Here is a 25,476-nt window from a genome sequence, read left to right as displayed (position 1 = left end):
GCGCGTCGTGATGTCTCGGCGCGCCCGCGGCGCGAGCTACTCGATCAGCATGGATCCGTGCCGGTCGGGCAGCCGCACACCTCCGCGCCGGTGGAGCGACCGCGCACCCCCATGCCGGTCGACCGGCCGCGGCACGCGGAGTACCGAGACCCCGCTCAGTGCCCCGCGGCCGCCTCGTCGCGGGTGCGCAGGCGCGAGACGCCCATCACGACGGCCGCGATGACCAGACCCAGGACGAGGCCGAAGATCATCGAGACGAAGGTGTCGGCCAGCCACACGACGACCGGGCCCGCGCCCTCGACCGCGTGGGTGACGACGTGCACGAGGTCGTACGGACCGTGCCACACCGTCTCGGCGAGGTTCGCGACGACGAGGTGCCCGCCGACCCAGAGCATGGCGAGCGTCCCGATGATGCTGATCGCGCGGAACACGACCGGCATCGACGCGACGATCCTCGCCCCGGTGCGCCGCACGCCGCGGGCCGCGTTCTTCATCAGGCGCAGGCCCACGTCGTCGATCTTCACGAGCAGCGCGACGGCGCCGTAGACGAGCACGGTCATCCCGAGCCCGACGACCAGGAGCGCGCCGAGCGTGGGCCAGATCCCGAAGTCGGGGTCGAGGCCGTCGAGCGCGATCAGCATGATCTCGGTGCTCAGGATGAGGTCGGTGCGGATGGCGCCGAAGACGAGCTTCTTCTCGTCACGCGCCTCCGTCTCGTGGCCGCCGTGCGAGACGCCGAACCACTCGAGCACCTTCTCCGCCCCCTCGAAGCAGAGGAAGGCGCCGCCGAGGATCAGCAGGTACGGCAGCACCTGCGGCGCGAACGCCGAGAGCAGCAGCGCCAGCGGGATGATGATGACGAACTTGTTGAACAGGCTCCCCAGCGCGATCCGCCCGACCACCGGGAGCTCCCGCGCGGGCGTGAGGCCCTGCACGTACTGCGGGGTGACGGCCGCGTCGTCGATCACGACGCCCGCCGTCTTGGCGCTCACCTTCAGGGCGGCGGTGAGGATGTCATCGACAACCGCGAGCAGGCCGACCGACATGTGCGTCTCCTTGGAGGTCCGGGGTGAGAGGGCTCACAGTATCGCGAGCGCCGCGGTCGAGCGGGCACGGGGAGGGGCGTGGGTGCGGCAGAGGGGGTCCGGTGCAGGGGATCTCGGTACGCCGGCGGGGTCGGCTCCTCGATCAGCGTGAAGGGCGGGCGGGCTCCGCGGGCCGGCTCCGCGGAAGCATCAGGAGGCGGCGGGGGCCGGGCCGGTGCTCTCGCGGACGATGAGGCGGGTCGGCACGAGCGAGACGCCGGTGCGCTCGCCCGACTCGAGCTCGCGCAGGAGGATGTCGACCGAGCGGCGGCCCGTGTCCCCGAAGAACTGGCGCACCGTCGTGAGAGGCGGCCAGAAGCTCGCCGACTCCTGCATGTCGTCGAAGCCCGCGACGCTCACCTCGCCGGGCACGGCGCGTCCGGCCTCGTGCAGGGCGCGCAGCACGCCGAGCGCCATCTGGTCGTTGGCGGCGAAGATCGCGGTGACCTCCGGATCGGCGGCGAGCCGCTTGCCGAGGCGGTAGCCGGAGTCGGTGGACCAGTCGCCGACCAGCACCTCCGGCACCGGGGCGCCGCGCTCGATCAGGGTCGACTCCCACGCCTCGTGGCGGCGCTCGGCGGAGTAGGAGCGGTCCGGGCCGGCGATGTGGTGCACGGTGCGGTGTCCGAGTCCGAGCAGGTGCTCGACGGCCTGGCGGGCGCCCGACATCTGGTCGGTGTCGACCACCGGGTACTTCTCGCCGCCGGCGGAGTCGACGACCACCACGGGCAGGTCCGGCGGGAGGACGATGTCGGCCTCGTCGAGCAGGTGCGCCTCGACGATGATGATGACGCCGTCGACCGCCTCCTCGCTCAGCCGGTGGAACGCGACCGACACCTCGCCCTGGGTGGGGTGGGAGACGGGGATGAGGGTGATCGAGTAGCCCGCGTCGGCGGCCGCGATCGCGATGGCGTCGAGGGTGCGCATGTTGCCGAACGAGGACAGCGTGAACATGATCACGCCGATGCTGTGGAAGCGGCCCGTCCGCAGGGCCCGCGCCGCACTGTTGGGCCGGTAGCCGAGGGCCCGCATCGCCTCGAGGACCCGCTCGCGCGTCTCGCCGTCGACGTTCTGCTTGCCGTTCGACACCCGCGAGACCGTCTGGCCCGAGACGTTCGCGCGCCGGGCCACGTCGGCCATCGAGACGCCGCGTCGCGGCCGGGTGGACGGGGACGGGCGGTCGGTCTCGAGTGACATGGGCTTCCCTTTATAGCGCGCCGCCCGTCAGCCGTGGTGCATCGTGCGCCGAACCGTGACGCAGGAACAGTCGCGGGTGGCGACGTGGACATGCTACGGTGACGCTCTGCCATGTTGACGTGAACATGGCGGGCCCGCACTACTCCCCGAACGGAATCCCATGACGACGACGTCTCCCCCCGTCCCGCTGAGCGAGGTCGCCCCTCCGGCGTCCCCCCTCGCGGCCCCGAAGTCGCGGGCGAAGAGCGAGTGGAAGGGCCTGGCGTTCGTCGCCCCCTTCCTCGTCGTCTTCCTCCTGGTCTTCATCGCCCCGGTCGTCTACTCGATCTACCTCAGCCTCTTCCGCGAGCAGCTGGTGGGCGGCAACTCCTTCGTCGGCTTCGCGAACTACGCCGCGATCTTCACCGACCCGAACTTCTGGGAGGGCTTCGGCCGCGTCCTGCTGTTCCTCGTCGTGCAGGTCCCCGTGATGCTCGTGCTGGCCCTCGTCGCGGCGCTCGCGATCGACAGCGGCCGCCTCCACGGCACCGGCTTCTTCCGCATCGTGGTCTTCCTCCCCTACGCCGTCCCCGCGGTCGTCGCGGTGCTGATGTGGGGCTTCATCTACGGCGACAACTTCGGCCTGGCCGCGAACGTCAACGACCTGCTCGGCTCCGACGTCGTCCAGCCCTTCTCGCGCGACTGGATCCTCGCCTCGATCGGCAACATCGTCACGTGGGAGTTCGTGGGCTACAACATGCTCATCTTCTACTCCGCGCTGAAGACGATCCCCGGCGAGCTCTACGAGGCGGCCGAGATCGACGGCGCCGGCCCGATGCGCGTCATCCGCTCGATCAAGCTGCCCGCCCTGCGCGGCGCGATCGTCATCGCCACGATCTTCTCGATCATCGGCAGCTTCCAGCTGTTCAACGAGCCGAACATCCTCCGGACGCTGGCGCCGAACATCATCACCACCTACTTCACCCCGAACATGTACGCCTACAACCTGTCCTTCGCCGGTCAGCAGTACAACGCGTCGGCCACGGTCGCCATCGTCATGGGCGTGATCACCGCGGTGATCGCCTACGTCGTGCAGCTCCGCGGCGCGCGGAAGGAGAACTGATGGCCCTCGCGACCGCTCCCCGGACGCCCGCCCGCGCCCCGAAGCGCCCGGCCGCCCGCCGCGGCTCCTCGGTGCAGCCCAAGAAGTCGATCGCCTTCACCCTGCTGATGTCGGTCTTCATCCTCTACAGCCTCGTGCCGCTGGCCTGGCTGGTCATCAACGCGACGAAGACGCAGGCCGGCCTGCTCTCGAGCTTCGGCCTCTGGTTCGACGGCGACTTCGTCTTCTTCCAGAACATCGCCGACACCCTCAGCTACCGCGACGGGATCTTCCTCCGCTGGCTCGGCAACACCCTGCTCTACGTCGTCGTCGGCGCCGGAGGAGCGACGCTCCTGGCCACGCTCGCCGGCTACGGCCTCGCGAAGTTCCGCTTCACGGGCCGCAAGGCGGTCTTCGCCGTGGTGCTCGGAGCGATCGCGGTGCCCGGCACGGCCCTCGCCGTCCCGACGTTCCTCATGTTCAGCCAGCTCGGCCTGACCAACACCCCGTGGGCGATCATCATCCCGTCGCTGATCAGCCCGTTCGGCCTGTACCTGGTGTGGGTCTACGCGGTGGAGTCGGTGCCCACCGAGCTGCTCGAAGCGGCGCGGATGGACGGGGCGGGCGAGTTCCGCACCTTCTTCACCATCTCCATCCGCCTCCTCGCCCCCGGCATCGTGACCGTGCTGCTGTTCTCGGTCGTCGCGACCTGGAACAACTACTTCCTCCCGCTGATCATGCTGAGCGACCCCACCTGGTACCCGCTCACCGTCGGCCTCAACCAGTGGAACGCGCAGGCCACCGGCGTCAGCGCGCAGCCGATCTACAACCTCGTGATCACGGGCTCGCTCCTCACGATCATCCCCATCGTCGTCGCCTTCCTCGGGCTCCAGCGCTTCTGGCAGTCCGGTCTGAGCGCCGGCAGCGTCAAGGGCTGAGCCCTCCCCCTACCCATCCCCCGGCCGGAGCGTCCTGCCCCGTCCACAGCACCCGCAGCACGAAGAAGTGAAGGGAAACACCACCATGAAGATCGCCCGTTCCGCCCTCAGGCGGACCCTGACGGTCGCGGCCGTCGCGGCCCTGGCCGCCGGCTCCCTCGCGGCCTGCTCGTCCACCTCCGGTGGCGGCACGACCACGAGCGCCGGCTCCGCCGCCGACCTCGACTCCGCCCTCGAGGCCGGTGGCAAGATCACGTACTGGAGCTGGACCCCCAGCGCCGAGGCGCAGGTCGCCGCGTTCGAGAAGGCCTACCCGAAGGTCGACGTCGAGCTCGTCAACGCCGGCACCAACAAGGACGAGTACACCAAGCTCGAGAACGCGATCAAGGCCGGCTCGGGCGCCCCCGACGTCGTCCAGATCGAGTACTACGCCATGCCGCAGTTCGCGCTGTCGGACTCGCTCCTCGACCTGTCGCAGTACGGCATGGGCGACCTCGAGGACAAGTACTCCGCCTCCACCTGGGGCAGCGTCAACATCGACGGCAAGCTCGTCGGCCTCCCGCAGGACTCGGGCCCCATGGCGCTGTTCTACAACAAGACCGTCTTCGACCAGTACGGCATCGCCGTCCCCGCCACCTGGGACGAGTACGTGGCCGCGGCCGAGAAGCTGCACACCGCCGACCCGTCGAAGTACATCACCGCCGACACCGGCGACGCCGGCTTCGCGACCAGCATGATCTGGCAGGCGGGCGGCGAGCCGTTCACCACCGACGGCACGGACGTGAAGATCGACCTCGCCGACGAGGGCACCGCCGAGTGGACCGGCGTCTGGAACCAGCTCGTCGAGAAGAAGCTGCTCTCGGACACCCCCGCCTGGGGCGACGAGTGGTACAAGGGCCTCGCCGACGGCTCCATCGCCTCGCTGGTGACCGGCGCCTGGATGCCCGGCGTGCTGGAGTCCAGCGTCCCCGACGCCTCCGGCGACTGGGCCGTCGCGCCGATCCCGACCTACGACGGCACCGCCGTCAGCGCCGAGAACGGCGGTGGCGGCCAGTCCGTCACCAAGCAGAGCGAGAACCCGGCGCTGGCCGCCGCGTTCCTGCGCTGGCTGAACAGCGACCAGGCCTCGGTCGACGTCTTCCTGCAGAGCGGTGGATTCCCGTCGACCACGGCCGACCTCGACAGCTCGGACTTCACCGGTCAGGAGTCGGAGTACTTCGGCGGCCAGAAGATCAACGAGGTGCTGACCCAGGCCTCGAAGGACGTCCGCTCCGGCTGGTCGTACCTGCCCTACCAGGTGTACGCGAACAGCGTCTTCGGTGACACCGTCGGCCAGGCGTACGCCAACGGCACCAGCCTCGACCAGGGCCTCGCCGACTGGCAGAGCAAGCTCGTCCAGTACGGCAACGCGCAGGGCTTCACCGTCTCGGAGTAGCACCACTGCTCGACGCGGGGCCGGCCGGATCGCTCCGGTCGGCCCCGCGTCGTTCTCACGCTCGGACACACCGGGCACCGATCCTGAGGGGGATCCAGATGACCACCGCTCCCGAGAGCCGCTTCGCCATCGGCACCGTCGACTTCGAGCTCGACGGCCGCCCGCACCGCATCCTGTCGGGGGCGCTGCACTACTTCCGCATCCACCCGGACCTCTGGGCCGACCGGATCCGCAAGGCCCGCCTGATGGGCCTGAACACCATCGAGACCTACGTCGCCTGGAACGCGCACGAGCCGCGCCGCGGCGAGTGGCGCGAGGACGCCGGGCTCGACCTGGGCCGCTTCCTCGACCTGATCGCCGCCGAGGGCATGCACGCGATCGTGCGCCCCGGCCCCTACATCTGCGCGGAGTGGGACAACGGCGCCCTCCCGGCCTGGCTCTTCCGCGACCCCGAGGTGGGCGTGCGCCGCTCGGAGCCGAACTACCTCGCCGCGGTCAGCGACTACCTGCGCCGCGTGTACTCGATCGTGGCTCCGCGCCAGATCGATGCCGGCGGGCCCGTGGTCCTCGTGCAGATCGAGAACGAGTACGGCGCGTACGGCTCCGACAAGGAGTACCTGGCCGAGCTCATGCGGGTGACCCGCGACTCCGGCATCACGGTCCCGCTGACCACCATCGACCAGCCCACTCCGCAGATGCTCGCCGACGGCAGCCTGCCGGGCCTGCACCTCACCGGCTCGTTCGGCTCGCGGACCACGGAGCGCCTCGCGACGCTGCGCGAGTTCCAGCCCACCGGGCCGCTGATGTGCATGGAGTTCTGGTGCGGCTGGTTCGACGACTGGGGCACCCAGCACCACACGACGGACGCCGACGCCTCCGCGCAGGAGCTCGACACCCTGCTCGCGGCCGGCGGCTCGGTCAACATCTACATGTTCCACGGCGGCACCAACTTCGGCCTGACCAGCGGCGCGAACGACAAGGGCCGCTACGCCGCGATCACGACGAGCTACGACTACGACGCCCCGCTCGACGAGGGCGGCGACCCGACCGCGAAGTTCTGGGCGTTCCGCGACGTCATCGCGCGCTACGCGCCGGTGCCGGAGGAGGTGCCCGCGGTGCGCCCGCCGGCCCCCGCCCTGACCGCTCCGCTCGTCCCCGGCCCGGCGCTGCTCGGCCTCGGCCAGGCGTTCGGACCGGCCGCGCACCTCGACGCGATGGCCAGCTTCGACGACCTCGGCCACGACGACGGCTTCGTGCTCTTCACGACGACGCTCGACGGCTCCTCCGCTCCGGTCCGCCTCGTGGTGGGCGAGGAGGTGCGCGACCGCGCCTGGGTGCTGCTGGACGGCGTGCCGGTGGGCGTGCTGGCGCGCGACCACCACGAGCGGGCGCTGACGCTGCCGAGCGGACGCGGCGAGCTCGCGATCCTTGTCGAGAACCAGGGCCGGGTGAACTACGGCACGCGCATCGGCGAGCACAAGGGCCTGATCGGAGGCGTGACGCTCGACGGCGCCCCGCTGACCGGCTGGGCGGCGCGCGCCCTCGCGCTCGAGTGCCTCCCCGACCTGGCCGTCGCGGCACCGGCGTTCTCGGCCGGGCCGCAGCTCGCCTCCGGCTCGTTCGACCTCGACGAGCAGGCCGACCTGTACGTGGACACGCTGCACTGGGGCAAGGGCCTGGTCTGGGTGAACGGCTTCCTCCTCGGACGCTACTGGCGCCGCGGACCGCAGCGGACGCTGATCGTCCCCTCGCCGGTCACCCGCGCCGGCCGCAACCGCGTCGTGGTGCTGGAGCTGGAGGGCATCGCCGAGCCGGAGATCCGTCTGCTCGCGGGAGCCGAGCTCGGGCACACCGAGATCTGAGCTGCGGAGCGGAGGCGCGAGCGGCCATCGGAGGCGCGGGTTCGGGGTTCCGGGCTTCGTCGTGCGGGCGGGGCCGGGCCGACTCCGATCTGCACGCGCTGCCGGACCGCCTCCGGTCTGCGGGTGCCACCGGGCCGCCTCCGTCCTGCGGGCGGCGCCGGGCCGCCTCCGGGACGCGAGGCTCTGCTAGCCTCAGGCGCCCCGGTGCGGCGCCGGCGGGCGAAGGGGGAGACATGATGTCCAAGACACTGCTGCGCACGACTCTGATCGGAGGCGCGCTGCTGCTCGCCCTCTCGGGCTGCGCGGGGACCGCGACGAGCGGATCGACCCTCCGCCCGTTCACTCCGACGCTCCCCTCGTCGTCGGCCGCCCCGTCCGCCACCGCGACGGCCGCCGCCCCTGCCGCCGACACCGCTCAGAAGACCGGCGAGCAGGTGGCCGCCGTGCTGACCGGCGTGCAGTTCGTGCCCGGCGAGTACGCGAGCATCCAGGAGATGCTCGACTCGATCTACCCGGGCCTCACCGCGACCGACGCGAGCTGCCTCTCGCCGTTCGGCCTGGGCTGGGACACCGCGCAGCCCGCCGCCGGACTCTCGTACGGCACCAGCGCCGACCGCTCCATGACCGCCGTCGTGTCGAGCACCGGCACCGCCGACGCGGCCGCCTCGCTCCTCGCGAGCGCCACCGACGCGACCACGCGCTGCGCCTCCGGCTCGACGCTCTTCGCCATGCAGGGCGTGCCGGTCGAGACGACCGTCGAGCGCACTGAGCAGACGCTGACCGGCGCCGACGAGACGCTCGGCTGGAAGGTGTCCGGAGCCGTGGGCGGCAAGCCGTTCTCGCTCGTGGGCATCACCGCGCGCGTCGGCGGCGACGCGGTCGCGCTCGTGGGCTGGGACCCGACGACGAACACCTCGTACGTCCCGCGCGCGACGCAGCTCGTGGTCGACGGGCTGTAGGGCGCTCGGCGCTGGGCGCTGGACGCTCTGAGCTCTGGCTCTGAGCTCTGAGTCCTGCGCTCGACCGTCCTCCCCTCCGCGAGAGTCCAGGAGTCGTCGCACTCGACGCCGAGTGCGACGACTCTTGAACAGTGGGCGCGGGTCGAGCGCCGGAACTCCGAGCTCCGAGCTCTCAGCGCTGCACTTCGACGCCCTCTCCTTCGCGACTGTCCAGGAGTTGTCGCACTCGACGCTGAGTGCGACAACTCGTGAACAGTGGGCGGAGGATCAGGCCGAGCGCCTGAGCTCAGAGCGCTGCGCGCTGCGCGTTGCGCGTTGCGCGTTGCGCGTTGGGCTTCGGGCTTCGGGCTTCGGGCTTCGGGCTTCGGGCTTCGACGCTCGCTCCTCCGCGAGAGTCCAGGAGTTGTCGCACTCGACGCTGAGTGCGACAACTCTTGAACAGTGGGCGCGGGTCGAGCGCCGGGGCGGAGCGGGCACCGGGCGCCGGGCACCTCCCGAGCTTCGGGCAGCCCGCACACGGCGCTGGAGCGAGCCTCAGGCCAGCCAGGAGAGGGTGCCACCGTGGGCGGCCGCGCTCGCGAGCGGGACGCCGTCGGCGGCGAGCAGGAACGGGGTCGGCTCGGGAGCCGTGCGGTCCCCGCGCGCGGCGACGAGGTGCGGGAGCAGCGCCTCCGCCTCGAGCGTCACCAGGCTCGCGCCGCGATCGGCGACCGTCGCCAGGACGCTCTCGCGCGCGGCCCACGGCAGGTAGACCAGGGTCCCGAGCGAGACGACCACCGTCCGCAGACCCGGCGGCACCGCGTCGAGCAGGGCGGGCAGCTCGGCGGCCGCATCGCCCGCGACGATCGTCGGCGGGTCGTCCTGCAGAGTCTCCACGGCCGAGCGGAGCCGCGCGGTCCGCTCCGGGCGGTCGGGCGGGAGCAGCGCCTCCAACCAGGCGACGTCCTCGGGCGAGCGGACGTCGAGCGGCGCCAGGTCGAGCCCCCGGCGCCACGCGACGACCGGCAGCCGCGCCGGCGCCGCGCCTCCGCTCACCGCGCACCGCAGCAGAGGCGCGCCCGACCCGAGCCTCTCCTCGCCGTCGCTCGCCGTGAAGGCGTAGGAGTACCGCTCCGGCGCCAGGCAGAGCCCTGCGGAGGCGCCGATCTCGACGAGCGCCACCGGCTCACCGGGCTCCGTGATCCGCTCCAGCGCCGCGACCAGGGGCGCGCACCGCAGCGCCTCGTTGGTCTGCGTCCTCCGGTCCGCCGCCACCGGCGCCACCCGCGCCCACTCGCTCCGGAGCCACGCGGCGAATCCGGCGCCGTCGACGTCGGGCACGCCGAGCAGCCGCGCGACCGAGAAGAGCAGGGACGGCTGCCGGTGCTGCGCGGGCAGCTCGTCGATCAGGGCGAGGAGGCGCGCATCCTCCGTGACGGCGAGCGCCCACTCGACCTGCCGCTCGGAGGTCTGCGCGAGCTCGACGGCGGCGCGGCGGAAGCGGTCGGCGGAGGAGGGCATGCCTCCATCCTGAGGGAGCGGCGCCACGGTGCCTGCAGCCGGGCGGAGGACCTGCGCGCCGGGCGACGGCCCCGCCCCCGCGGATGTCGGTGGTCGCCGGTAGAACGGACTCATGTCCGACACCGCTCCGAGCCCCGCGTCCGCGCAGGTCCGCGAGCGGCGCCTGCTCGACATCCGGCGGATCTACGCCGAGCCGGCCGCGCTCGAGCTGCCCCGCGGGCAGGAGGTCGTGGCGCGCTGGCCGGGCGCCGAGATCGTGCCCGTCGAGTCGCACTGGCTGATCCCGGAGGTGCACGGCGACGAGGCGAACGTCGCGCGCTGGGTGCGCATCAAGACGGAGGCGCTCGTGCTCGGGGTGAAGAAGTCGCTCGTCACGCGTCCGAACGGCCGCTCGGCCGACTTCATCGCCCCCTCCACCGCCAACGGCTGCGCCATGGCGTGCGTCTACTGCTACGTGCCGCGGAGGAAGGGCTACAGCAACCCGATCACGCTCTTCACGAACATCGAGCAGATCCAGCGCCACCTGGCCCGGCACATCGCCAAGCAGGGCCCCAAGGCCGAGGCGAACCAGTGCGACCCGGAGGCCTGGGTCTACGACATCGGCGAGAACAGCGACTGCTCCGTCGACGCGCTTCTGAGCGAGAACGTCCGCGACCTCTGCGAGCTGTTCCGGATGTCGCCCACCGCCAAGGCGTCCTTCGCGACCAAGTACGTCAACCGCGAGCTCCTCGAGTGGGACCCGCTCGGGCGCACGCGCATCCGGTTCTCGCTGATGCCCGCGGAGACGGCGAAGGTCACCGACATCCGCACCTCGCCGATGGCCGAGCGGATCGCGGCGATCAACGACTTCGTCGACGCCGGCTACGAGGTGCACGTCAACTTCTCGCCGGTGATCCTCACCGAGACCTGGCAGCAGGACTGGACCGAGCTCTTCGACCAGCTCGACGCCGCCCTCCACCCGCGGGCGAAGGCGCAGCTCGCGGCCGAGGTGATCCTCCTCACCCACAACGAGGGCCTGCACGAGGTGAACCTCGGCTGGCACCCCACGGCGGAGTCGCTGCTCTGGCAGCCGGGGCGCCAGGAGCAGAAGGTCTCCGAGAACGGCGCCGTCAACATCCGCTACCGACGCGACCTCAAGCGCGCCGCCCTCGACCGCTTCCGCGCCCTCCTCGCCGAGCGCCTCCCCTACTGCCGCGTCCGCTACGCCTTCTGAGCGTCGGCACCCCCGCCGGAGCGGCGGCGCGACGACTCGCGGAGGAGCGCACCCTCCTCCTCCCGCACACGCCGAGACACCGCCGTCTCGCCGGGACACCGCCGCGGAGACGGCGTCTCGCGCACGAGCGCGTGTCTCGACGCAGCCGCCCCGCCCTTCGGAGGCACCCTCAACTGAGCCCCGGAGTCACCCGGCTGGGAGTCCGCCCGGCGGCCGGGGCCACTGCTTCGCATTCCGGATAGCGGCACGTGCCCTCCGAACGAGGGGCGTACTTTCGGAGAACAGCCGGAGGGACGGCCCGACCGCCCGACTCCACGGGCCTGCAGAGCAGGCGTCAGCGGGGATCGACGGCTCGGCGCGACGGCATCCGGGCTCGACATCCCGGAGCCCGGCACCCCCGGATCGACACTCCGGACACTCGACTCGGCGGCACAGCACACCCCGGGTCCTGCTCCCCACGAACACCCCCACCATCTCGCACTCCCCCTCCCGGCGGCACTCGCCGGGGCACCCCACCGTCGCGGCCGGCACCCGCGACACAGCACAGAACGGCGGCACGCACCATGGGCGCTCTCCTCTACGGCACTCCCCCCACCTCGCACGAGATCGACGACCGCGCGCTCGCGCACCTCCAGATCGTCATGATCAACAAGTTCCGCCGCGACGAGGCGTTCGCCTTCCAGCTCGACGCCTCGAGCGCGCACGGCACCGGACGCCAGACGCTCTGGCTGCACCCGACCATCCCTCTCCAGTTCTCGTTCCACGGAAGCCGCATGCCGGCGATCAACGCCACCTGGGTGCGCGCACTGATGGAGGAGGCCAACAGCGGCCGGGGCCTGCGGATCGTCACCGAGCCGGCGCAGCAGCCCGAGTCCTCCGGGCTCACGCACGCTGCCTGAGCGCGCCGTGTCCAGGCGCGACGACGACGAGCCGATGGAGGTCACCGACTTCGTCGAGCTCGCCGGTGCGGTGCACGACGACGCGGGCTTCGAGTGCTCCTCCACTGTCGACGGCGTGACGGGCGCGCTCTGCGTGCTGCCCGACTCCCTGGTGCTGCGGAGCGCCGGCACCGGCGACTCGACCCGCGTCGGCACCCGCGACATCCGCTCCTGGCGGGCCACTCCGGCCGGCGCCACCTTCTCGCTCGCCGTGGAAGCCGGAGCGCGGCACACCGTGGTGCTGCTCACGCAGTTCCAGGCGGCGACCGTCCAGGCCATGACCCGCGCCGCCGGACCCGCGACTGGTTTATCCGCTTAACGAATTCCCCGTTCGGGGCACGCGGTGAGGAGCGCTCCTCGTGCGACCCTGATCGGGATGAACGAGAAGGACGAGGTCATGCGCTCCGACATCGGCGGGCGTGACATCGAGCAGGCGCGGGCCCTCTTCGAGCAGTCGTACAACGGGCACCGCTTCGTCGTCGAGCCCGGCGAGGACTTCTCGTACCGCTACACCTCCGTCGGCGACGGCGATGTGACGCTCCGCGGCAGCCAGTTCGCCGGCTCCGTGCAGGGCTCGATCCAGACCGAGGGCGAGTACGTCGTCTCGTGGCTGACCGCCGGCGCGGGCGTCACCGATCTCGACGGCGACGCGGTGACCCTCGGATTCGGGCAGCCGGCGATCTTCGTCAACGACCGTCCCAGCCGGTTCGAGTTCCACGACTACCGCCAGAACCTCATCCACTTCGACGGCGCGTACCTCGAGGGCATCGCGGAGGAGGTCGAGGGCACCCGCGGCCCCCTCCTCTTCGACACGACCTCACGGCCCGAGGGCGCGGCGCTGCGGCGCTGGTCGGCGACCGTCGCGACGGTCGCCCGGGTGATCTACGACGCCGACAGCTCGCCGCTGCTGCGCCGCGAGGCCGACCGCGCGGTCGCCGTCGCCCTGCTCGAGACCTTCCCGCACTCGACGCTGGACACTCCCGGCGACCTCGGAGTACCCCGCTCGGGGCGCCTCCGCCAGGCTATCGAGTACATGTACGAGCACGCCCACGAGCCGCTCCGGACCGAGCAGATCGCCGACGCGGCGGGCATCGGCCTGCGGACGCTGCAGACCGAATTCCGGCGCGAGTTCGGCTTCACCGCGGTCGACTACCTGCGGCGGATCCGGCTGGACGGCGTGCAGAAGGAGCTGCGGGCGGGCGAGTCCGGAGTCGTCAGCGTCAGCGAGGTCGCACGGCGCTGGGGCTTCGCGCACCTCGGCCGGTTCTCGGCCTCGTACGCCCACCGCTTCGGCGAGCGCCCCAGCACCACGCTCGACACCTGAGGCGTCAGAGGTAGTCGGTCCCGCCGTCGTCCTCGCTGTCGTCGCCCTCGCCGCGCGGCTGCACGGTCGGCCGCGCGGGCTGGAGCCGTCGGGTCTTCTCGCGCATCGACTCCACCGCCTCCGGGTCGTCGAGGTCGACGCCGCGGTCGAGCGCCGGGCTGGTGAAGAGCTGGCTGGCCGGCCCGACCAGGAGACGGGTCTCGCCGCGCATCCCCTCGTCCGAGAGTGACGGCACCACGACCAGGTCCGACTTCCCCACGTTCGCCAGCGCCTGCGCGTACTCGACGACCGCCGAGCACACCTCGTCGCCCAGCAGCACGAATCCGCTCGCGTAGTACAGCTTCTGCATCTCGCCCTCCCCTGGATCCCGGACCGCCCCTCCGGTCGGCCCGTCCCCCGACGCTAGGACGGCGCCGACCGGGTGCCCCACCCCTTGACGGGGGTGGGGCGGAGGGGTCAGAGTCCGCGCGGAGGGGTCAGAGTCCGCGCGGAACGGGCAGTCGCAGCGCGGTCGCGAGCGCCTCGACGACGCGGGTCGCGCGCACGTCGCCGACCCCCTCCATCCGGTTGGTGAGGAACGCGAAGCCGACTCCCGCGTCCGGGTCGGCGAAGGCGACCTGTCCGCCCGCGCCGTCGTGCCCGAAGCCGCTCGGCGTGAGGTACCGGCGCGCGTCCGTGCTGAGCTGGAAGCCGCAGCCCCAGGCCGGCCACGGGCCCGGCACCGGCCACACCGGCGGGCCGCTGCTGAGCGGAGCGGTGGCCCGCTCGATCGTCGCGTCCTCGAACAGCCGCACGCCGTCCGTCTCGGTGAACGCCGCCGACCAGATCGCGGCGAGCGCCCGGGCCGAGCCGATGCCGCCCGCCCCGGGGATCTCGGCGGCCTGCAGCATGGGATCGTTGAAGCCCGTGCCCGGTCCGACGAGCTCGACGGGCAGCGCACCGCCGAGAGTCATCGCCCGCTCGCCCCAGTCGACGACTCCGGGGGTGCGCGCCGCGGCCTGCGCCGCCGTGAGCTCGGCGAGGGTGGGGCCGACGAGCATCGTCGCGACGCGGCCCTGCTCGGAGGCGGGCAGCCCGATCCACGCCTCCGCGCCGACCGGTCCGGCGATCCGCTCCTGGAACGCGGCGCCGACGCTCCGCCCGGTCACCCGGCGGATCACCTCGCCGATCAGCCAGCCGTGCGTGATCGGGTGGTAGGCGTACCCCGTGCCCGGCTCCCACAGGGGCTCCTGCTCGGCGAGGCGCCCGGCGACGAGGTCCCAGTCGGCGAGGTCGGCGGTCGTGAGCGGGAGGCGGGGGGCCGAGAGCCCGGCCCGGTGGGCGAGCAGGTCCTGCACGCGCACGTCGGCCTTGCCCGCTGCGGCGAACTCGGGCCAGTACTCGGCGACCCGGGCGTCGTAGTCGAGCAGCCCCTCCTGCACGAGACGTGCGGCGAGGAGGGAGACGAGGCCCTTCGTGCACGAGAAGACGACGCTGAGGGTGTCCTCCCGCCACGGCTCCTCCGCCCCCGCCTCTCCCGCCCAGAGGTCGACGACCGGCCGGCCGTGCAGCCGCACCGCGACCGCCGCTCCCGAGCCGGGCCGGACGGCCTCGGCTAAGGCGTCGCGGACCCCCTCGAACCCGGGCTCCACGACTCCGTGCACCGCGGTCACCCCTTCACCGCGCCCTGCAGCAGAGCGGTGATGAACTGCCGCTGGAAGATCACGAAGACCAGGATCGTCGGCACGATGATCAGCAGCGCGCCCGCGTTGAGCAGCGGGATGCTGTTGCTGTACTGCCCCTGGAAGAAGGTGAGCGCTCCGGCGACGGTGCGGTCCAGCGGATCGGAGACGAGCACCACCGGCAGGAGGAACTGGTTCCAGGTCCAGAGGAACAGCAGGATCGCGAGCGCCGACAGGGCCGGGCGCGCGAGCGGCAGCTGGATCCGCCGGAACTCCTGCCAGGTCGTCGCGCCGTCCACGCGCGCCGCCTCCGAGAGCTCGGACGGGATCCGGACGAAGTGCGCGCGCATCCACACGACGCTGAAGGGCATGTAGAGCCCGATCAGCGGCAGGATGATCGCCCACTGCGTGTTCAGCAGGCCCAGCGACTGGATCTCGTAGTACAGCGGGATGATCAGCGACTCGAACGGGATCGTGAGCCCGAGGATGAGGAACACGAAGACGAACCCGCCGCCGCGGATGCGCAGGTTGCCGAGTGCGTAGCCGGCGAGGGTCGCGAAGAGCAGGCTGATCGGGACGACTCCCAGCACGATCAGGGCGCTCGACCCCATGAGCTGCAGGACGTGCCCGGTCTCGAAGGCCTGGGCGAAGTTGCCCCACTGCGGGTCCGTCGGCCAGGTGAGGCCGGTCGGATTCACGTCCGCCGGCTGCAGCGCCGCCGAGAGCATGTTGACCAGCGGGATGACGGTCAGCACGAGCACGACGATCAGGACGACGCGGCCGATGACGACCTCGGACTTGGTGACGATCATCGGTCGTTCACTCTCGAGAGGCGCTGGAGGGGGAGGACGCAGGCGAGCACGAGCACCATCAGCACGATCCCGAAGGCGGAGGCGAGACCCACGTCGCTCTGCGTGAAGCCGATCCGGTAGATCGAGATGCCGGGCACCAGAGTCGAGCGGCCGGGGCCGCCGAGCGTGGTCGTGTAGATGATGTCGAAGCTGCTCAGCGCCGCGATCACGGTGATCGTGGTGAGCACCGAGATCTCCTGGCGCAGGCCCGGGACCGTGATGGTGAAGAACTCCCGCAGCCACGTGCCGCCGTCGAGCCGGATGGCCTCGTAGAGCGAGACGTCGATCTTGCCGATGCCGGTGAGGAAGAGGACCGTGCAGAGCCCGGTGAGCACCCACGAGCCGATCAGGCCGACGGCGGGGAGGGCGGTCTGGAAGTCGCCCAGCCACGGCCGCGCGAGCGAGCCGAGCCCGACGGCCTGCAGGATCTGATTGACCGCTCCGGTCTGCGAGTACATCCACGACCAGGCGATGCCGGCCGCGGCGAGCGGGATGATCTGCGGCAGGAACAGGATCGTCTGCGACACGCTCGAGAAGACGCCGGGGCGCATCGAGCGCAGCAGGCTCGCGAGGACCAGGCCCGCCGAGACCGGGATCACCGTGAAGTAGAGGATCAGCACGAAGGCGTTGCCGATCGAGCCGAGCAGGTCGGGATCGGTGAACACGCGGAGGTAGTTCGAGAAGCCCACCCACTCGGAGGGGCCGACGCCGTTCCACTTGTAGAACGAGTACTGCACCCCGGTGATCAGCGGGTAGATGACGAACGCGATGTAGACGAGCAGGGCCGGCACGACGAAGAGCCAGCCGACGAGGGTCGCCCGCCGCGCCGCAGTGCTCCTGCGGCGCGGCGTCCCGCTCCGGCCCCCGCGGTCGACGGCGCTCGAGACGAGAGGGCCGGCCGCGGTCATCCGGCGAGTTCCTTCGCGTAGAACTCCTGCACGGCCGTGACGAAGTCCTGGCCGGAGATCTGGCTGGTCACCAGCAGCTGCGACTCCGGGATGATCGCGCCCGCGTAGATGCCGGCGGTCGCGTTCGACATGAAGTCGACCTGGCCGTCCTCCGCGCCGATCTGCGCCGACATGGCGAGCGCCTGCTCGAGCAGCGAGCCCGACTCGACCTCGGGGAGCGCCTGGGCCGGGTCGCCGCCGGGAGCGGCACCGGTCACGTCGACGACGATCTGGCGCGCGGCCTCGTTCGTGTGGATCCAGTTGAGGAAGAAGACGATCTCGTTGAGGTGCGACGACTTCGCGGCGACCGAGAACGAGTTGGCGGCGCCCATGGCCACGTGGCTCCCGCCCTCCTCGGCCGGGGGCACCAGGAAGAAGTCGACGCCGTCGCCCATCTTGGTCTGCGTGTCGGCGGCCGCCCAGTTGCCGTTGAAGGCGAACAGGCCCTCGCCGCCCTGGAAGCGGCTGACGAAGGAGGAGTAGTCGATCGCGTTGATGTCCGAGGGGAAGTAGCCCGCGTCGGCCCAGGTGCGGACGAGCTCCGCACCCTTCACGTTGCCGTCGGTCTCGTAGGTGGCGCCGGGGACCGTGAAGATCCAGTCGGCCATCTCCTGCTTGTCGGCGTACTGGTTCATCGCCGCCTGCACGACGAAGTTGACCACCCCGTCCTTGTCGCCGGCCATGATCGGCAGGACGCCGCCGGCCTTCGCCTTCGCGAGGTCCTCCTCGAACTCGGCGAGCGTGGTCGGCGGGGCGTCGATCCCGAGCTGCTTCGCGAGCTCCAGGTTCATGTAGATGCCGGTGACGCTGTAGCCCAGGCCCAGCTGATAGAGCGAGCCCTTCCCGCGGACGCCGTCGGAGTCGACGCGGAGCGGGGCGAGCTGCGAGGCCGACCAGGCGTCCCAGCCGTAGGCGTCGAACCACGGGTCGAGGTCGGCGAGCAGGCCGTCCTTGACGGTGTCGCCGATGGTGGGCAGGCGGATGAGGTCCGGCGGAGTGTCGCTCGCGAGCAGCTTCGGCGAGTTGGCGGTGAGGTTCGCGAAGGTGTCGCGGTTGATGGTGAAGGTGACGTTCGGGAACTGCTTCGTGAACTCCTCCGTCAGCTTGTCGGTGACGGGGAAGCCGGTCTCGTCGGCGATGACGAGCTCGACGGTGTCGCTGGTGAGCTCGGTCCTCACGTCGACCGAGGAGCTCGCGGCCGGAGCGCTCGAGCCTCCGGGCGCGCAGGCGGCGAGGGTGAACAGGGCCGCGACCGAGCCGGCGCCGACCAGGACGGTCCTGCGGCCGATCGGCGTGCCGGGGGTGGGGAAAGACATGCGGTGACTCCTTCGTCGTGGGTGCAGGTGCTGCTGGTGCCCGGCCGCCCGGAGGGGCTCGAGCCGCGGCTCCGGACGGCCGCCTGAAACCTTTGAGCGGGGGACTAAAAGGTTTCAGGTGTGGATATAGTCTGTGCACACGGAAGACTTGTCAAGGGCGACGGCGGGAGGCGGCGGGCATGGCGAAGAAGCGCGTGACGCTCGCCGACGTGGCCCGCGAGGCCGGGCTGTCGATCTCGGCCGCGTCGATGATCCTGAACGGGAAGCCCGAGACCGGACTGTCGAAGGACGCCCACGAGCGGGTGTTCGCCGCCGCCGAGGCGCTGCACTACCGGCCCAACGTCGCCGCCCGCGGGCTCCGCACCGACAAGACCCGCACGATCGGCTTCATCTCCGACCAGATCGCGACCACGCGCTTCGCCGGCGGCCTGATCAAGGGTGCGCTCACGGCGGCCGAGGCGGCACGGCACGTCGTCCTGCTCCTCGAGACCGGCGGCGATCCGGCGCGCGAGGCCGAGGCCGTCGACGCGGTGCTCGACCGCCAGGTCGACGGCATCATCTTCGCCTCGATGCGCTCCCGCGAGTTCTACGTGCCGGAGCTGCCCGCCTCCACCTCCGTGGTGATGCTCAACGCGACGAACTCGCAGCACCCCGCGTCGATCCTGCCCGACGAGTACGCGGGCGGGCGCGCCGCGGTGGAGCTGCTGCACGCGCACGGCTACCGCGACGGGATCGCGCTGATCGGGCAGAACGACGAGGTCGAGCGCGACCGCTTCCGCTCGGCGACGGTGGCCGAGCGCGTCGCCGGCATCCGCGACGCCATGGCCGAGAAGGGGCTCGCGTTCGTCGCCGAGGAGTCGATCCCCGACTGGGAGCCCGAGCACGGCCACCGCGCGGTCGCCGACCTGCTGGTGCGGCGCGACGACATCCGCCTCCTGCTCTGCCTCAACGACCGGATGGCGTTCGGCGCCTACCAGGCGGTCGCGGAGGCGGGACTCTCGATCCCCGGCGACGTCGCCGTGGTGTCGTTCGACGACGACGAGCTGGCCGCCTACCTCCGCCCCGGGCTGACGACCGTGGCGCTGCCGCACGAGGAGATGGGCCGCCGGGCGGTCGAGCTGCTGCTCAGCGGCGCTCCGGGAGAGCGGGTGCTGGTGCCGATGCCGCTGGTGGAGCGGGCGTCGACGCGGCGGGTCTGACGGGGCGGGGCTGATCGGGGACGGCGGGCGGGGCGGGTGGAGTCGGGCCAGCCGCCTCAGCCGGCCGAGCGGATCCCTCCGGTCGGACCCCAGGCGACTCCGGTGCCGCCCGCGTCGCCCTGGTAGTCGTCGGGCGAGAGGGTCATGCCGCTCGCGACGAAGTCGGCGGTCGCCGCGCAGTCCGTGACGACGACGTCGCCGTCGGAGCGCGCGAGCCCGTAGAGGCAGACGGACTCGTCGGCGAGCTCCGCGGCCGAGAAGGAGTCGAGGCTGAGGGTGGCGAAGTAGTCGACTCCGGCGATGCTGCCCAGGTAGCGCGTCGGCCCCCAGTGGAAGACGCGGAGGCTCGCGAGGGTCGACAGCGGGCGCGTGGCGACGTCGTCGGGGACGGCCCAGGGCTCGGTGAAGACCTCCAGCGACGGGCGAGGGGCCAGCGCGACGGAGGCGGCCGTGCCGAGGGCGGCGAGCCCGAGCACGGCGACGAGGGCGGCGATCACCCCGAGGCGGCGGCGCGGGCGGGGCGTGGCGGAGGTGCGGGAGTCGGCGTCGTCGCCTCCGGTGGTCTCGCCGGTCTCGTCCCCACCGGTCCGGCCGCTCGTCGTCCCGCGGCCGATCCGGCCCTGGGCCGCTGCGGGCCCGACGGACGCGGCCAGTCCCGCGACCGCGGCGTCGAGCGCCTCCTCCCGCTCGCGGAGCTGCGCGCGCAGCAGTGCCAGCTCCTCGAGCGCCGGGTCCGCCTCCGCGCTGAACGCCCGGCGCTCGAGCGCGGCCCGCTGCCTCCGCTCCTCCGGCGACGCGCCGTCGCGGCGCCGCTGCAGGGCGGCCCGGCCCCGACCGCGACCGCCCAGGGCTGCATCGAGCGCCGCCTCCGTCGCGGGATCGAGGTCGTCGAGCAGCCGCGCCGCGCGTGGCGGCGTGACCGCGATGCCGACGGACGCCGGCACGTCAGGCCCGGTCGCGGACGGCGCGCGCCAGCGACTCGAGGCGCTCCCGGTACTCCGGCCACCACTCCTCCGGCACCGGCGGGAGGTTGTCGCCGGGCGTCCGGAGCCCGACCCGCCCGTCGATCAGCTCGCGGACGATGTCGGCGTGGCCCGCGTGCCGGTGCGTCTCCGCGGTGATGTGGACGAGGATCCGGTGCAGCGTCACGTCGCGGTTCGTCCACCAGGGGACCTGCCCGGGAGCGTCGAGCGGGAGGGCCGCGACCGTCGCGTCGGAGTGGGCCCATACGCGGCGGTACAGCGCGACGACGTCGGCCAGTGACTCGTCGGCCGTCGCCCACATGTCCGAGTTCGGCTCCGACTCGTCCTCCATCCACGGCATCGGCTCCGGGAACGGCCGCCCGAACACGGCGCCGAGGTAGCCCGCCTCGGTGCCCGCCACGTGCTTCACCAGGCCGAGCAGGTTCGTGCCCGTCGAGACCAGCGGCCGCCGCACGTCGTACTCGTCGAGCCCGTCGAGCTTCTGCAGCAGGGCGTCGCGCCCCTCCTGCAGGTAGCGGAGGAGGGTCTGCTTCGCGTCGTCGCTCATCCCCCCAGCCTGCCGCGCCCGTCCGAGCCGCGCCAGAGCGGTACCGGAGCCGCGCCGTGCTCAGACCGCAGGAAGGATCGCCCCGCGGGCACCGGGATCCGCGGATCCACGGCCCGCCGGAGCGATCCTTCCAGCGTTGTGCACGGGTCAGGCCGGGACGCCCGCTCCCGCCCGCTGGACCCGCGTGCCGACGAGGCGCTGCGAGGAGGCGTCGACAGCGGCGGCCGCGCCGACCAGCTCGAGCGCCGCCTCCGTCTCGCGCGTCGCGCAGTCCGGGCCCACCCACAGCTCGACGCGGCCGGGCTCGACGATCCGCACGCCCTCGCGTCCGGTGAAGGCCAGGCGCGCGGCCGGGACCTCGAAGCGGACCTCCACCTCCTCGCCGGGCTCGAGCGCGACCCGCGCGTAGCCGAGCAGCTGCGCCACCGGCCGGGTCACGCTCGCGAACACGTCGCGGGCGTACAGCTGCACCAGGTCGGTGCCCGCCCGCTCGCCCGTGTTGCGGACGCGCACGGTCGCCGTGAAGGATCCGTCCGTCGGGGCGGACTCCTCGACCGCCAGCTCCGTCCTGGCGAAGGTCGTGTACGAGAGCCCATGGCCGAACGGGCGCACCGGCGTGCTGTCGGCGGAGGTCACGTCCGACGGCCCGCCGAGGATCGGGTGCAGGTACGAGAACGGCTGCGCTCCGGCGGAGCGCGGCAGCGAGACCGGCAGGTGGCCGGAGGGGTCGACCCGTCCCGAGACGACGCCCGCGATCGCGCCGGCGCCTTCCTCCCCCGGGAAGAACGCCTGCAGCACGGCGGCGGGAGCCGACGGCCCGTCGAGCGCCCAGCCCACGGCGTAGGGGCGGCCGGTCAGCAGCACGAGCACGACCGGGGTCCCCGTCGCCACGACGGCCTCGACCAGCTCGCGCTGGCGGCCCGGGAGCTCGAGGCTCTCGACGTCGTTGCCCTCGCCGACCGTGCCGCGGCCGAACAGGCCCGCCCGGTCGCCGACGACCACGATCGCCACGTCGGAGTCGGCGGCCGCCCGGACCGCCTCGGCGATCCCGGAGGCGTCGTCGCCCTCGACCGAGCAGCCCTCGGCGAGCAGCAGCTCGACCGAGCCGAACTCGCCGGCCAGCGTGTCGGCGACCGTCGGGATCTCGAAGCCCAGCGGCACGCCCGGGTGGTGCGCCAGCACGTGGTTGGCGAAGGAGTAGCAGCCCATGAGCGCGGGCGCGCTGTCGGCGTTGGGGCCGATCAGCGCGAGGCGGCGCGGCGCAGCGAGCGGCAGGACGCCGTCGTTCGCGAGCAGAACCACCGACTCCTCGGCCAGCCGGCGGGCGATGTCGCGGTGGGCGGGCGAGTCGAGGTCGATCGACTCGGGGGCGTCGTCGAAGCGCGCGTCGAGCAGGCCGAGCCGCTCCTTCTGCGCGAGCACCCGCAGCACGGCCCGGTCGACGAGCGCCTCGTCGGCCTCCCCGGCCCGGATCCGCGCGGCCAGCGGCGCGAGGAACGCGTCGCCCGTGGGAAGCTCCACGTCGATCCCCGCGGCGAGCGCCAGCTCGGCCGCCTCGCCCAGATCGGCGGCGACCGCGTGCATGAGGTGGAGGAACGCGACCGAGAAGTAGTCGGCGACGACCACGCCGTCGAAGCCCCAGCGCTCGCGCAGCACGCCCGTGAGGTAGGCGGGCGTCGCTCCGACCGGGTCCCCGTCGATCTCGGCGTAGGAGTTCATCACCGAGCGGGCGCCCCCGTCGCGGATCGCCATCTCGAACGGCGGCAGCAGCACGTCCGCGATCTCGCGCGGTCCGGCGTGCACCGGCGCGTGGTTGCGGCCGCCGCGGGAGGCGGAGTAGCCGATGAAGTGCTTCAGCGTCGCGTCGACGCCGGTGGACTGCAGCCCCTGCACGTACGCGGTCCCGATCGTGCCGACGACGTACGGGTCCTCGGCGATGCACTCGTCGACCCGGCCCCAGCGGGGGTCGCGGATCACGTCGAGCACGGGCGCCAGGCCCTGATGGATCCCGAGCTCGCGCATCGAGCCGCCGATCACAGCGCCGAGCTCGGCCACGAGCTCCGGGTCGAAGGAGGCGCCCCAGGCGAGCGGAGTCGGGAACGTCGCGGCCTGCCAGGCGGCGAGCCCGGTCAGGCACTCCTCGTGGACGATCGCCGGGATGCCCAGCCGCGTCTCCTCGACGAGCCGGCGCTGCTCCGCCCACAGCCACTGAGCGCGCTCGAGCGGATCGACGGGGCGCGTGCCGTAGACGCGGGTCAGCTGGCCGATCCCCTCGCGGGTCGCCTCGGCGTACCCGGTCGAGGTGGCCATCTCGCCGGCGAGCGGGGCGACGACCTCGCCGCCCTGGTCGACCCAGTAGCCGACCAGCTGGGAGAGCTTCTCCTCCAGCGTCATCCGGCCCAGCAGCTCGGTGGTGCGGGCGGACGGGGCCTGGGGGTCCTCTGGTGCGTGCGGTGCGGTCACGGTGCGACCCTCTCTGCGGGTGGGGCGACGGGTGCGGACGGGACGGGGGACGCGGCGGACGGGCGGAGCGATCCGCTCATCCCTTCACCGCCCCCGTCAGCCCGCCGACGATGCGGCGCTCGAAGACGCTGAAGAAGATCAGCGCCGGGATCATCGACAGCGAGACGAAGGCGAGCACCTTCGCCGTGTCGACCGAGTACTGCGACGAGAACGCCTGCACTCCGAGCGGGAGCGTGAAGGTGGACTCGTTGTTGAGGATGAACAGGGGCAGCAGGTAGCTGTTCCAGCTCGCGATGAACGCGAGGATCCCCGTGGTGATCACGCCGGGCATCGCCAGGCGCACGACCATCCGGAAGAAGAAGCCGATCCGGCTGCAGCCGTCGATGAAGGCCGCCTCCTGGATCTCGTCCGGGATCGCGCGGAGGAACGGCACCAGGATGATGATCGTGGTCGGCAGGCCGAACGCGATCTGCGGCAGCACCACTCCGGCGAGCGAGTTCATCAGGCCGAGGCTCTTGATCACCAGGTAGAGAGGAGTGATCGCCACGGTCATCGGGAACATCAGGCCGGCGGCGAAGAGCGCGTAGAACACGCCGCGTCCGGTGAAGTCGTAGCGGGCCAGGACGTAGCTCGCCATCAGGCCGAGCACGACCACGCCGAGCGTCGTCGCGAGGCCGGCGATGGTGGAGTTGCCGACCTCCTGCCAGAAGACGCCGCCGGTGATCACGTCGAGGTAGTTCTGCACGTTCCACGGCGAGGGCAGGCCCGCCGGGTCGGTGGTGATCTGCGCGTTCGTGCGGAAGCCGCCGAGGATGATGTACGCCACCGGGGCGAGCATCAGCGCGATCACGACGATCGCCACGACGTAGGCGATCGTGGTGCCGCGGCCCAGGGGCTGCCGGCGCCGCTTCACCGCGAGAGGCCGAGGGGTCTCCGGAGTGATCGGCGGGGCCGTCATCGTCGTGCCGGTCATCGCTTGTCTCCCGTCAGTGCGCCCGCCGTGTCGCGCCGGAGCACGAAGCGCTGGTAGAGCAGCGCCACCACGAGCGAGATCAGGAACAGGACCACCGCGACGGCGTTCCCGTACCCGTAGTTGCCGGCGTTGCGGCCGTTGGTGACCAGGTAGATCGCCATGGTCGAGGTGCCCGCGGTCGAGGACACGTACTGGCCCCAGATGATGTAGACGAGGTCGAACAGCTGCAGTGCGCCGATGATCGACAGGAACGCCCAGATCCGCAGGGTCGGCGCGAGCAGGGGCAGGGTGATCCGCCGCTGCACCTGCCAGTAGGAGGCGCCGTCGATGGCCGCGGCCTCGGACAGCTCCTCGGGGATGCCCTGCAGACCCGCGAGGAAGAGGATCACGGCGAAGCCGATGTACTTCCACGTGATGATCAGCATCAGCGTCCAGATCGCGATCGCCGGATCCGAGAGCCAGTCCTGCTTCAGCGCGCCGAGGCCGACCTTCTCGAGCAGGCCGTTGACCGCGCCGCTGGTCTGGAGCATCAGGCTCCAGCCGGTGCCGACGACGACCTCCGAGATCACGTACGGCACGAAGATCAGGACGCGGATGATCGACTGCCCGCGCAGCTTGCGGTTCAGCAGCAGCGCCAGGAGGATCGCGACCGGCCCCTGGAGCACGAGCGAGAGCACCACGATGATGCCGTTGTGCGCGAGGGCGTCGTGGAAGGTGGGGTCCTGCAGGATCGTCAGGTAGTTGCGGAAGCCGACGAAGTCCGTCGGCACTCCGTAGCCCTGCCAGCTGAAGAAGCCGTAGTAGGCCGCCATCACGACCGGGAAGATCACGAAGGCGAGGAAGACGATCAGCGCCGGGCCGACCAGGAGCGCGATCTCGAAGCGCCCCGCCCAGCCCACGCTGCGGCGGCGCCGGCGCACCGGAGGCGTCGAGGTGACGCCTCCGGTGCGCGCGGTCCCGCGGGGCTCATCCACTCCGAGGAGCGGGCTCTCGCGGAGTGCCAT

23 protein-coding genes are annotated in these 25,476 nt (G+C 72.0%); 10 read left to right on the top strand and 13 right to left on the bottom strand.

The genetic code is table 11. The features are described from left to right. Window positions 1-155: 155 nt before the first annotated feature. Together GTU71_RS13940 and GTU71_RS13935 are read right to left on the bottom strand one after the other, a co-directional pair. Window positions 156-1,046: a DUF808 domain-containing protein gene (locus tag GTU71_RS13940; RefSeq protein ID WP_159940623.1), complete on the bottom strand. Its 891-nt coding sequence runs from the start codon at window positions 1,044-1,046 to the stop codon at window positions 156-158. 189 nt (window positions 1,047-1,235) lie between these two features. Next, the gene (locus tag GTU71_RS13935; RefSeq protein WP_146076621.1) at window positions 1,236-2,282 is read right to left on the bottom strand and encodes a LacI family DNA-binding transcriptional regulator; all 1,047 of its coding nucleotides are present in this window, start codon (window positions 2,280-2,282) and stop codon (window positions 1,236-1,238) included. A gap of 160 nt (window positions 2,283-2,442) precedes the next feature. Here GTU71_RS13935 and GTU71_RS13930 point away from each other — a divergent pair, with 160 nt between their 5' ends. The 5 genes from GTU71_RS13930 to GTU71_RS13910 all read left to right on the top strand — a co-directional run bounded on the left by GTU71_RS13930 (window position 2,443) and on the right by GTU71_RS13910 (window position 8,557). Beyond that, window positions 2,443-3,384: a sugar ABC transporter permease gene (locus GTU71_RS13930; RefSeq protein ID WP_104223405.1), complete on the top strand. Its 942-nt coding sequence runs from the start codon at window positions 2,443-2,445 to the stop codon at window positions 3,382-3,384. Then, complete coding sequence (locus GTU71_RS13925) at window positions 3,384-4,301, top strand: carbohydrate ABC transporter permease (RefSeq protein WP_104223406.1); 918 nt, start codon at window positions 3,384-3,386, stop codon at window positions 4,299-4,301. Before GTU71_RS13930 ends, GTU71_RS13925 begins: the two co-directional genes overlap by 1 nt. A gap of 85 nt (window positions 4,302-4,386) precedes the next feature. Next, on the top strand, window positions 4,387-5,736 hold the full coding sequence (locus GTU71_RS13920; RefSeq protein WP_159940621.1) for a sugar ABC transporter substrate-binding protein: 1,350 nt from the start codon (window positions 4,387-4,389) through the stop codon (window positions 5,734-5,736). A gap of 98 nt (window positions 5,737-5,834) precedes the next feature. Continuing rightward, a complete protein-coding gene (locus GTU71_RS13915) occupies window positions 5,835-7,598 on the top strand; it encodes a beta-galactosidase family protein (protein WP_159940619.1) in 1,764 nt (587 codons plus the stop codon). 233 nt (window positions 7,599-7,831) lie between these two features. Further along, entirely contained in the window at window positions 7,832-8,557 is a 726-nt protein-coding gene (locus GTU71_RS13910; protein WP_104295376.1) for a hypothetical protein, read from the top strand. A gap of 534 nt (window positions 8,558-9,091) precedes the next feature. Here the strand turns inward: GTU71_RS13910 and GTU71_RS13905 are convergent. After that, window positions 9,092-10,057 (bottom strand): DUF2332 family protein, encoded by a 966-nt coding sequence (locus GTU71_RS13905; protein WP_159940617.1) that lies wholly within the window; start codon window positions 10,055-10,057, stop codon window positions 9,092-9,094. A 112-nt stretch (window positions 10,058-10,169) separates the two neighbouring features. Between GTU71_RS13905 and GTU71_RS13900 the strand changes: the two genes are divergently transcribed. From GTU71_RS13900 to GTU71_RS13885, 4 genes are all read left to right on the top strand, one after another. Next, window positions 10,170-11,270: a spore photoproduct lyase family protein gene (locus GTU71_RS13900; protein ID WP_159940615.1), complete on the top strand. Its 1,101-nt coding sequence runs from the start codon at window positions 10,170-10,172 to the stop codon at window positions 11,268-11,270. Window positions 11,271-11,833: 563 nt separating this feature from the next. After that, entirely contained in the window at window positions 11,834-12,169 is a 336-nt protein-coding gene (locus GTU71_RS13895; RefSeq protein ID WP_104223411.1) for an ATP-dependent DNA ligase, read from the top strand. 7 nt (window positions 12,170-12,176) lie between these two features. Next, entirely contained in the window at window positions 12,177-12,527 is a 351-nt protein-coding gene (locus GTU71_RS13890; protein WP_104223412.1) for a hypothetical protein, read from the top strand. Between the two features lie 57 nt (window positions 12,528-12,584). Further along, complete coding sequence (locus tag GTU71_RS13885) at window positions 12,585-13,532, top strand: AraC family transcriptional regulator (RefSeq protein ID WP_104297620.1); 948 nt, start codon at window positions 12,585-12,587, stop codon at window positions 13,530-13,532. 4 nt (window positions 13,533-13,536) lie between these two features. Here the strand turns inward: GTU71_RS13885 and GTU71_RS13880 are convergent, their stop codons facing one another. The 5 genes from GTU71_RS13880 to GTU71_RS13860 form a co-directional block, all read right to left on the bottom strand. After that, complete coding sequence (locus GTU71_RS13880; RefSeq protein WP_104258084.1) at window positions 13,537-13,881, bottom strand: hypothetical protein; 345 nt, start codon at window positions 13,879-13,881, stop codon at window positions 13,537-13,539. A 127-nt stretch (window positions 13,882-14,008) separates the two neighbouring features. Beyond that, complete coding sequence (locus GTU71_RS13875; protein WP_159940613.1) at window positions 14,009-15,184, bottom strand: serine hydrolase domain-containing protein; 1,176 nt, start codon at window positions 15,182-15,184, stop codon at window positions 14,009-14,011. Continuing rightward, window positions 15,181-16,005 carry a carbohydrate ABC transporter permease gene (locus tag GTU71_RS13870; protein ID WP_104239126.1) on the bottom strand — a complete coding sequence of 275 codons (825 nt, stop codon included), beginning with the start codon at window positions 16,003-16,005 and terminating at the stop codon, window positions 15,181-15,183. The genes GTU71_RS13875 and GTU71_RS13870 overlap by 4 nt, the downstream gene beginning before the upstream one ends. Further along, window positions 16,002-16,952, bottom strand: a complete 951-nt coding sequence (locus GTU71_RS13865; RefSeq protein ID WP_159940611.1) for a sugar ABC transporter permease — start codon at window positions 16,950-16,952, stop codon at window positions 16,002-16,004. The genes GTU71_RS13870 and GTU71_RS13865 overlap by 4 nt, the downstream gene beginning before the upstream one ends. Beyond that, entirely contained in the window at window positions 16,949-18,307 is a 1,359-nt protein-coding gene (locus GTU71_RS13860; protein ID WP_159940609.1) for an extracellular solute-binding protein, read from the bottom strand. The genes GTU71_RS13865 and GTU71_RS13860 overlap by 4 nt, the downstream gene beginning before the upstream one ends. Before the next feature lie 179 nt (window positions 18,308-18,486). On the opposite strand from GTU71_RS13860, the gene GTU71_RS13855 reads away from it, so the two are divergent. After that, complete coding sequence (locus tag GTU71_RS13855) at window positions 18,487-19,506, top strand: LacI family DNA-binding transcriptional regulator (RefSeq protein ID WP_159940607.1); 1,020 nt, start codon at window positions 18,487-18,489, stop codon at window positions 19,504-19,506. Between the two features lie 56 nt (window positions 19,507-19,562). Here GTU71_RS13855 and GTU71_RS13850 read toward each other — a convergent pair whose 3' ends face one another. The 5 genes from GTU71_RS13850 to GTU71_RS13830 form a co-directional block, all read right to left on the bottom strand. Beyond that, window positions 19,563-20,450, bottom strand: a complete 888-nt coding sequence (locus GTU71_RS13850; RefSeq protein WP_159940605.1) for a hypothetical protein — start codon at window positions 20,448-20,450, stop codon at window positions 19,563-19,565. A gap of 1 nt (window position 20,451) precedes the next feature. Next, entirely contained in the window at window positions 20,452-21,036 is a 585-nt protein-coding gene (locus GTU71_RS13845) for a DinB family protein (RefSeq protein WP_159940603.1), read from the bottom strand. 147 nt (window positions 21,037-21,183) lie between these two features. Next, the gene (locus GTU71_RS13840) at window positions 21,184-23,430 is read right to left on the bottom strand and encodes a glycoside hydrolase family 3 N-terminal domain-containing protein (RefSeq protein WP_159941275.1); all 2,247 of its coding nucleotides are present in this window, start codon (window positions 23,428-23,430) and stop codon (window positions 21,184-21,186) included. Between the two features lie 145 nt (window positions 23,431-23,575). After that, window positions 23,576-24,457, bottom strand: coding sequence for a carbohydrate ABC transporter permease (locus tag GTU71_RS13835; RefSeq protein WP_181027256.1), 882 nt, complete (start codon window positions 24,455-24,457; stop codon window positions 23,576-23,578). Window positions 24,458-24,468: 11 nt separating this feature from the next. Beyond that, on the bottom strand, window positions 24,469-25,476 hold the full coding sequence (locus tag GTU71_RS13830; RefSeq protein WP_104226347.1) for a sugar ABC transporter permease: 1,008 nt from the start codon (window positions 25,474-25,476) through the stop codon (window positions 24,469-24,471).

It is taken from the genome of Rathayibacter sp. VKM Ac-2762 (genome assembly GCF_009866585.1).
Classification (GTDB): domain Bacteria; phylum Actinomycetota; class Actinomycetes; order Actinomycetales; family Microbacteriaceae; genus Rathayibacter.
This window is presented reverse-complemented; position numbering and strand designations above follow the sequence as displayed.

Coding starts and splice junctions, on each gene's coding strand:
- GTU71_RS13940 (WP_159940623.1), bottom strand. CDS start 1,046: ATGTCGGTCGGCCTGCTCGCGGTTGTCGATGACATCCTCACCGCCGCC.
- GTU71_RS13935 (WP_146076621.1), bottom strand. CDS start 2,282: ATGTCACTCGAGACCGACCGCCCGTCCCCGTCCACCCGGCCGCGACGC.
- GTU71_RS13930 (WP_104223405.1), top strand. CDS start 2,443: ATGACGACGACGTCTCCCCCCGTCCCGCTGAGCGAGGTCGCCCCTCCG.
- GTU71_RS13925 (WP_104223406.1), top strand. CDS start 3,384: ATGGCCCTCGCGACCGCTCCCCGGACGCCCGCCCGCGCCCCGAAGCGC.
- GTU71_RS13920 (WP_159940621.1), top strand. CDS start 4,387: ATGAAGATCGCCCGTTCCGCCCTCAGGCGGACCCTGACGGTCGCGGCC.
- GTU71_RS13915 (WP_159940619.1), top strand. CDS start 5,835: ATGACCACCGCTCCCGAGAGCCGCTTCGCCATCGGCACCGTCGACTTC.
- GTU71_RS13910 (WP_104295376.1), top strand. CDS start 7,832: ATGATGTCCAAGACACTGCTGCGCACGACTCTGATCGGAGGCGCGCTG.
- GTU71_RS13905 (WP_159940617.1), bottom strand. CDS start 10,057: ATGCCCTCCTCCGCCGACCGCTTCCGCCGCGCCGCCGTCGAGCTCGCG.
- GTU71_RS13900 (WP_159940615.1), top strand. CDS start 10,170: ATGTCCGACACCGCTCCGAGCCCCGCGTCCGCGCAGGTCCGCGAGCGG.
- GTU71_RS13895 (WP_104223411.1), top strand. CDS start 11,834: ATGGGCGCTCTCCTCTACGGCACTCCCCCCACCTCGCACGAGATCGAC.
- GTU71_RS13885 (WP_104297620.1), top strand. CDS start 12,585: ATGAACGAGAAGGACGAGGTCATGCGCTCCGACATCGGCGGGCGTGAC.
- GTU71_RS13880 (WP_104258084.1), bottom strand. CDS start 13,881: ATGCAGAAGCTGTACTACGCGAGCGGATTCGTGCTGCTGGGCGACGAG.
- GTU71_RS13870 (WP_104239126.1), bottom strand. CDS start 16,005: ATGATCGTCACCAAGTCCGAGGTCGTCATCGGCCGCGTCGTCCTGATC.
- GTU71_RS13865 (WP_159940611.1), bottom strand. CDS start 16,952: ATGACCGCGGCCGGCCCTCTCGTCTCGAGCGCCGTCGACCGCGGGGGC.
- GTU71_RS13860 (WP_159940609.1), bottom strand. CDS start 18,307: ATGTCTTTCCCCACCCCCGGCACGCCGATCGGCCGCAGGACCGTCCTG.
- GTU71_RS13855 (WP_159940607.1), top strand. CDS start 18,487: ATGGCGAAGAAGCGCGTGACGCTCGCCGACGTGGCCCGCGAGGCCGGG.
- GTU71_RS13845 (WP_159940603.1), bottom strand. CDS start 21,036: ATGAGCGACGACGCGAAGCAGACCCTCCTCCGCTACCTGCAGGAGGGG.
- GTU71_RS13840 (WP_159941275.1), bottom strand. CDS start 23,430: ATGACGCTGGAGGAGAAGCTCTCCCAGCTGGTCGGCTACTGGGTCGAC.
- GTU71_RS13835 (WP_181027256.1), bottom strand. CDS start 24,457: ATGACGGCCCCGCCGATCACTCCGGAGACCCCTCGGCCTCTCGCGGTG.
- GTU71_RS13830 (WP_104226347.1), bottom strand. CDS start 25,476: ATGGCACTCCGCGAGAGCCCGCTCCTCGGAGTGGATGAGCCCCGCGGG.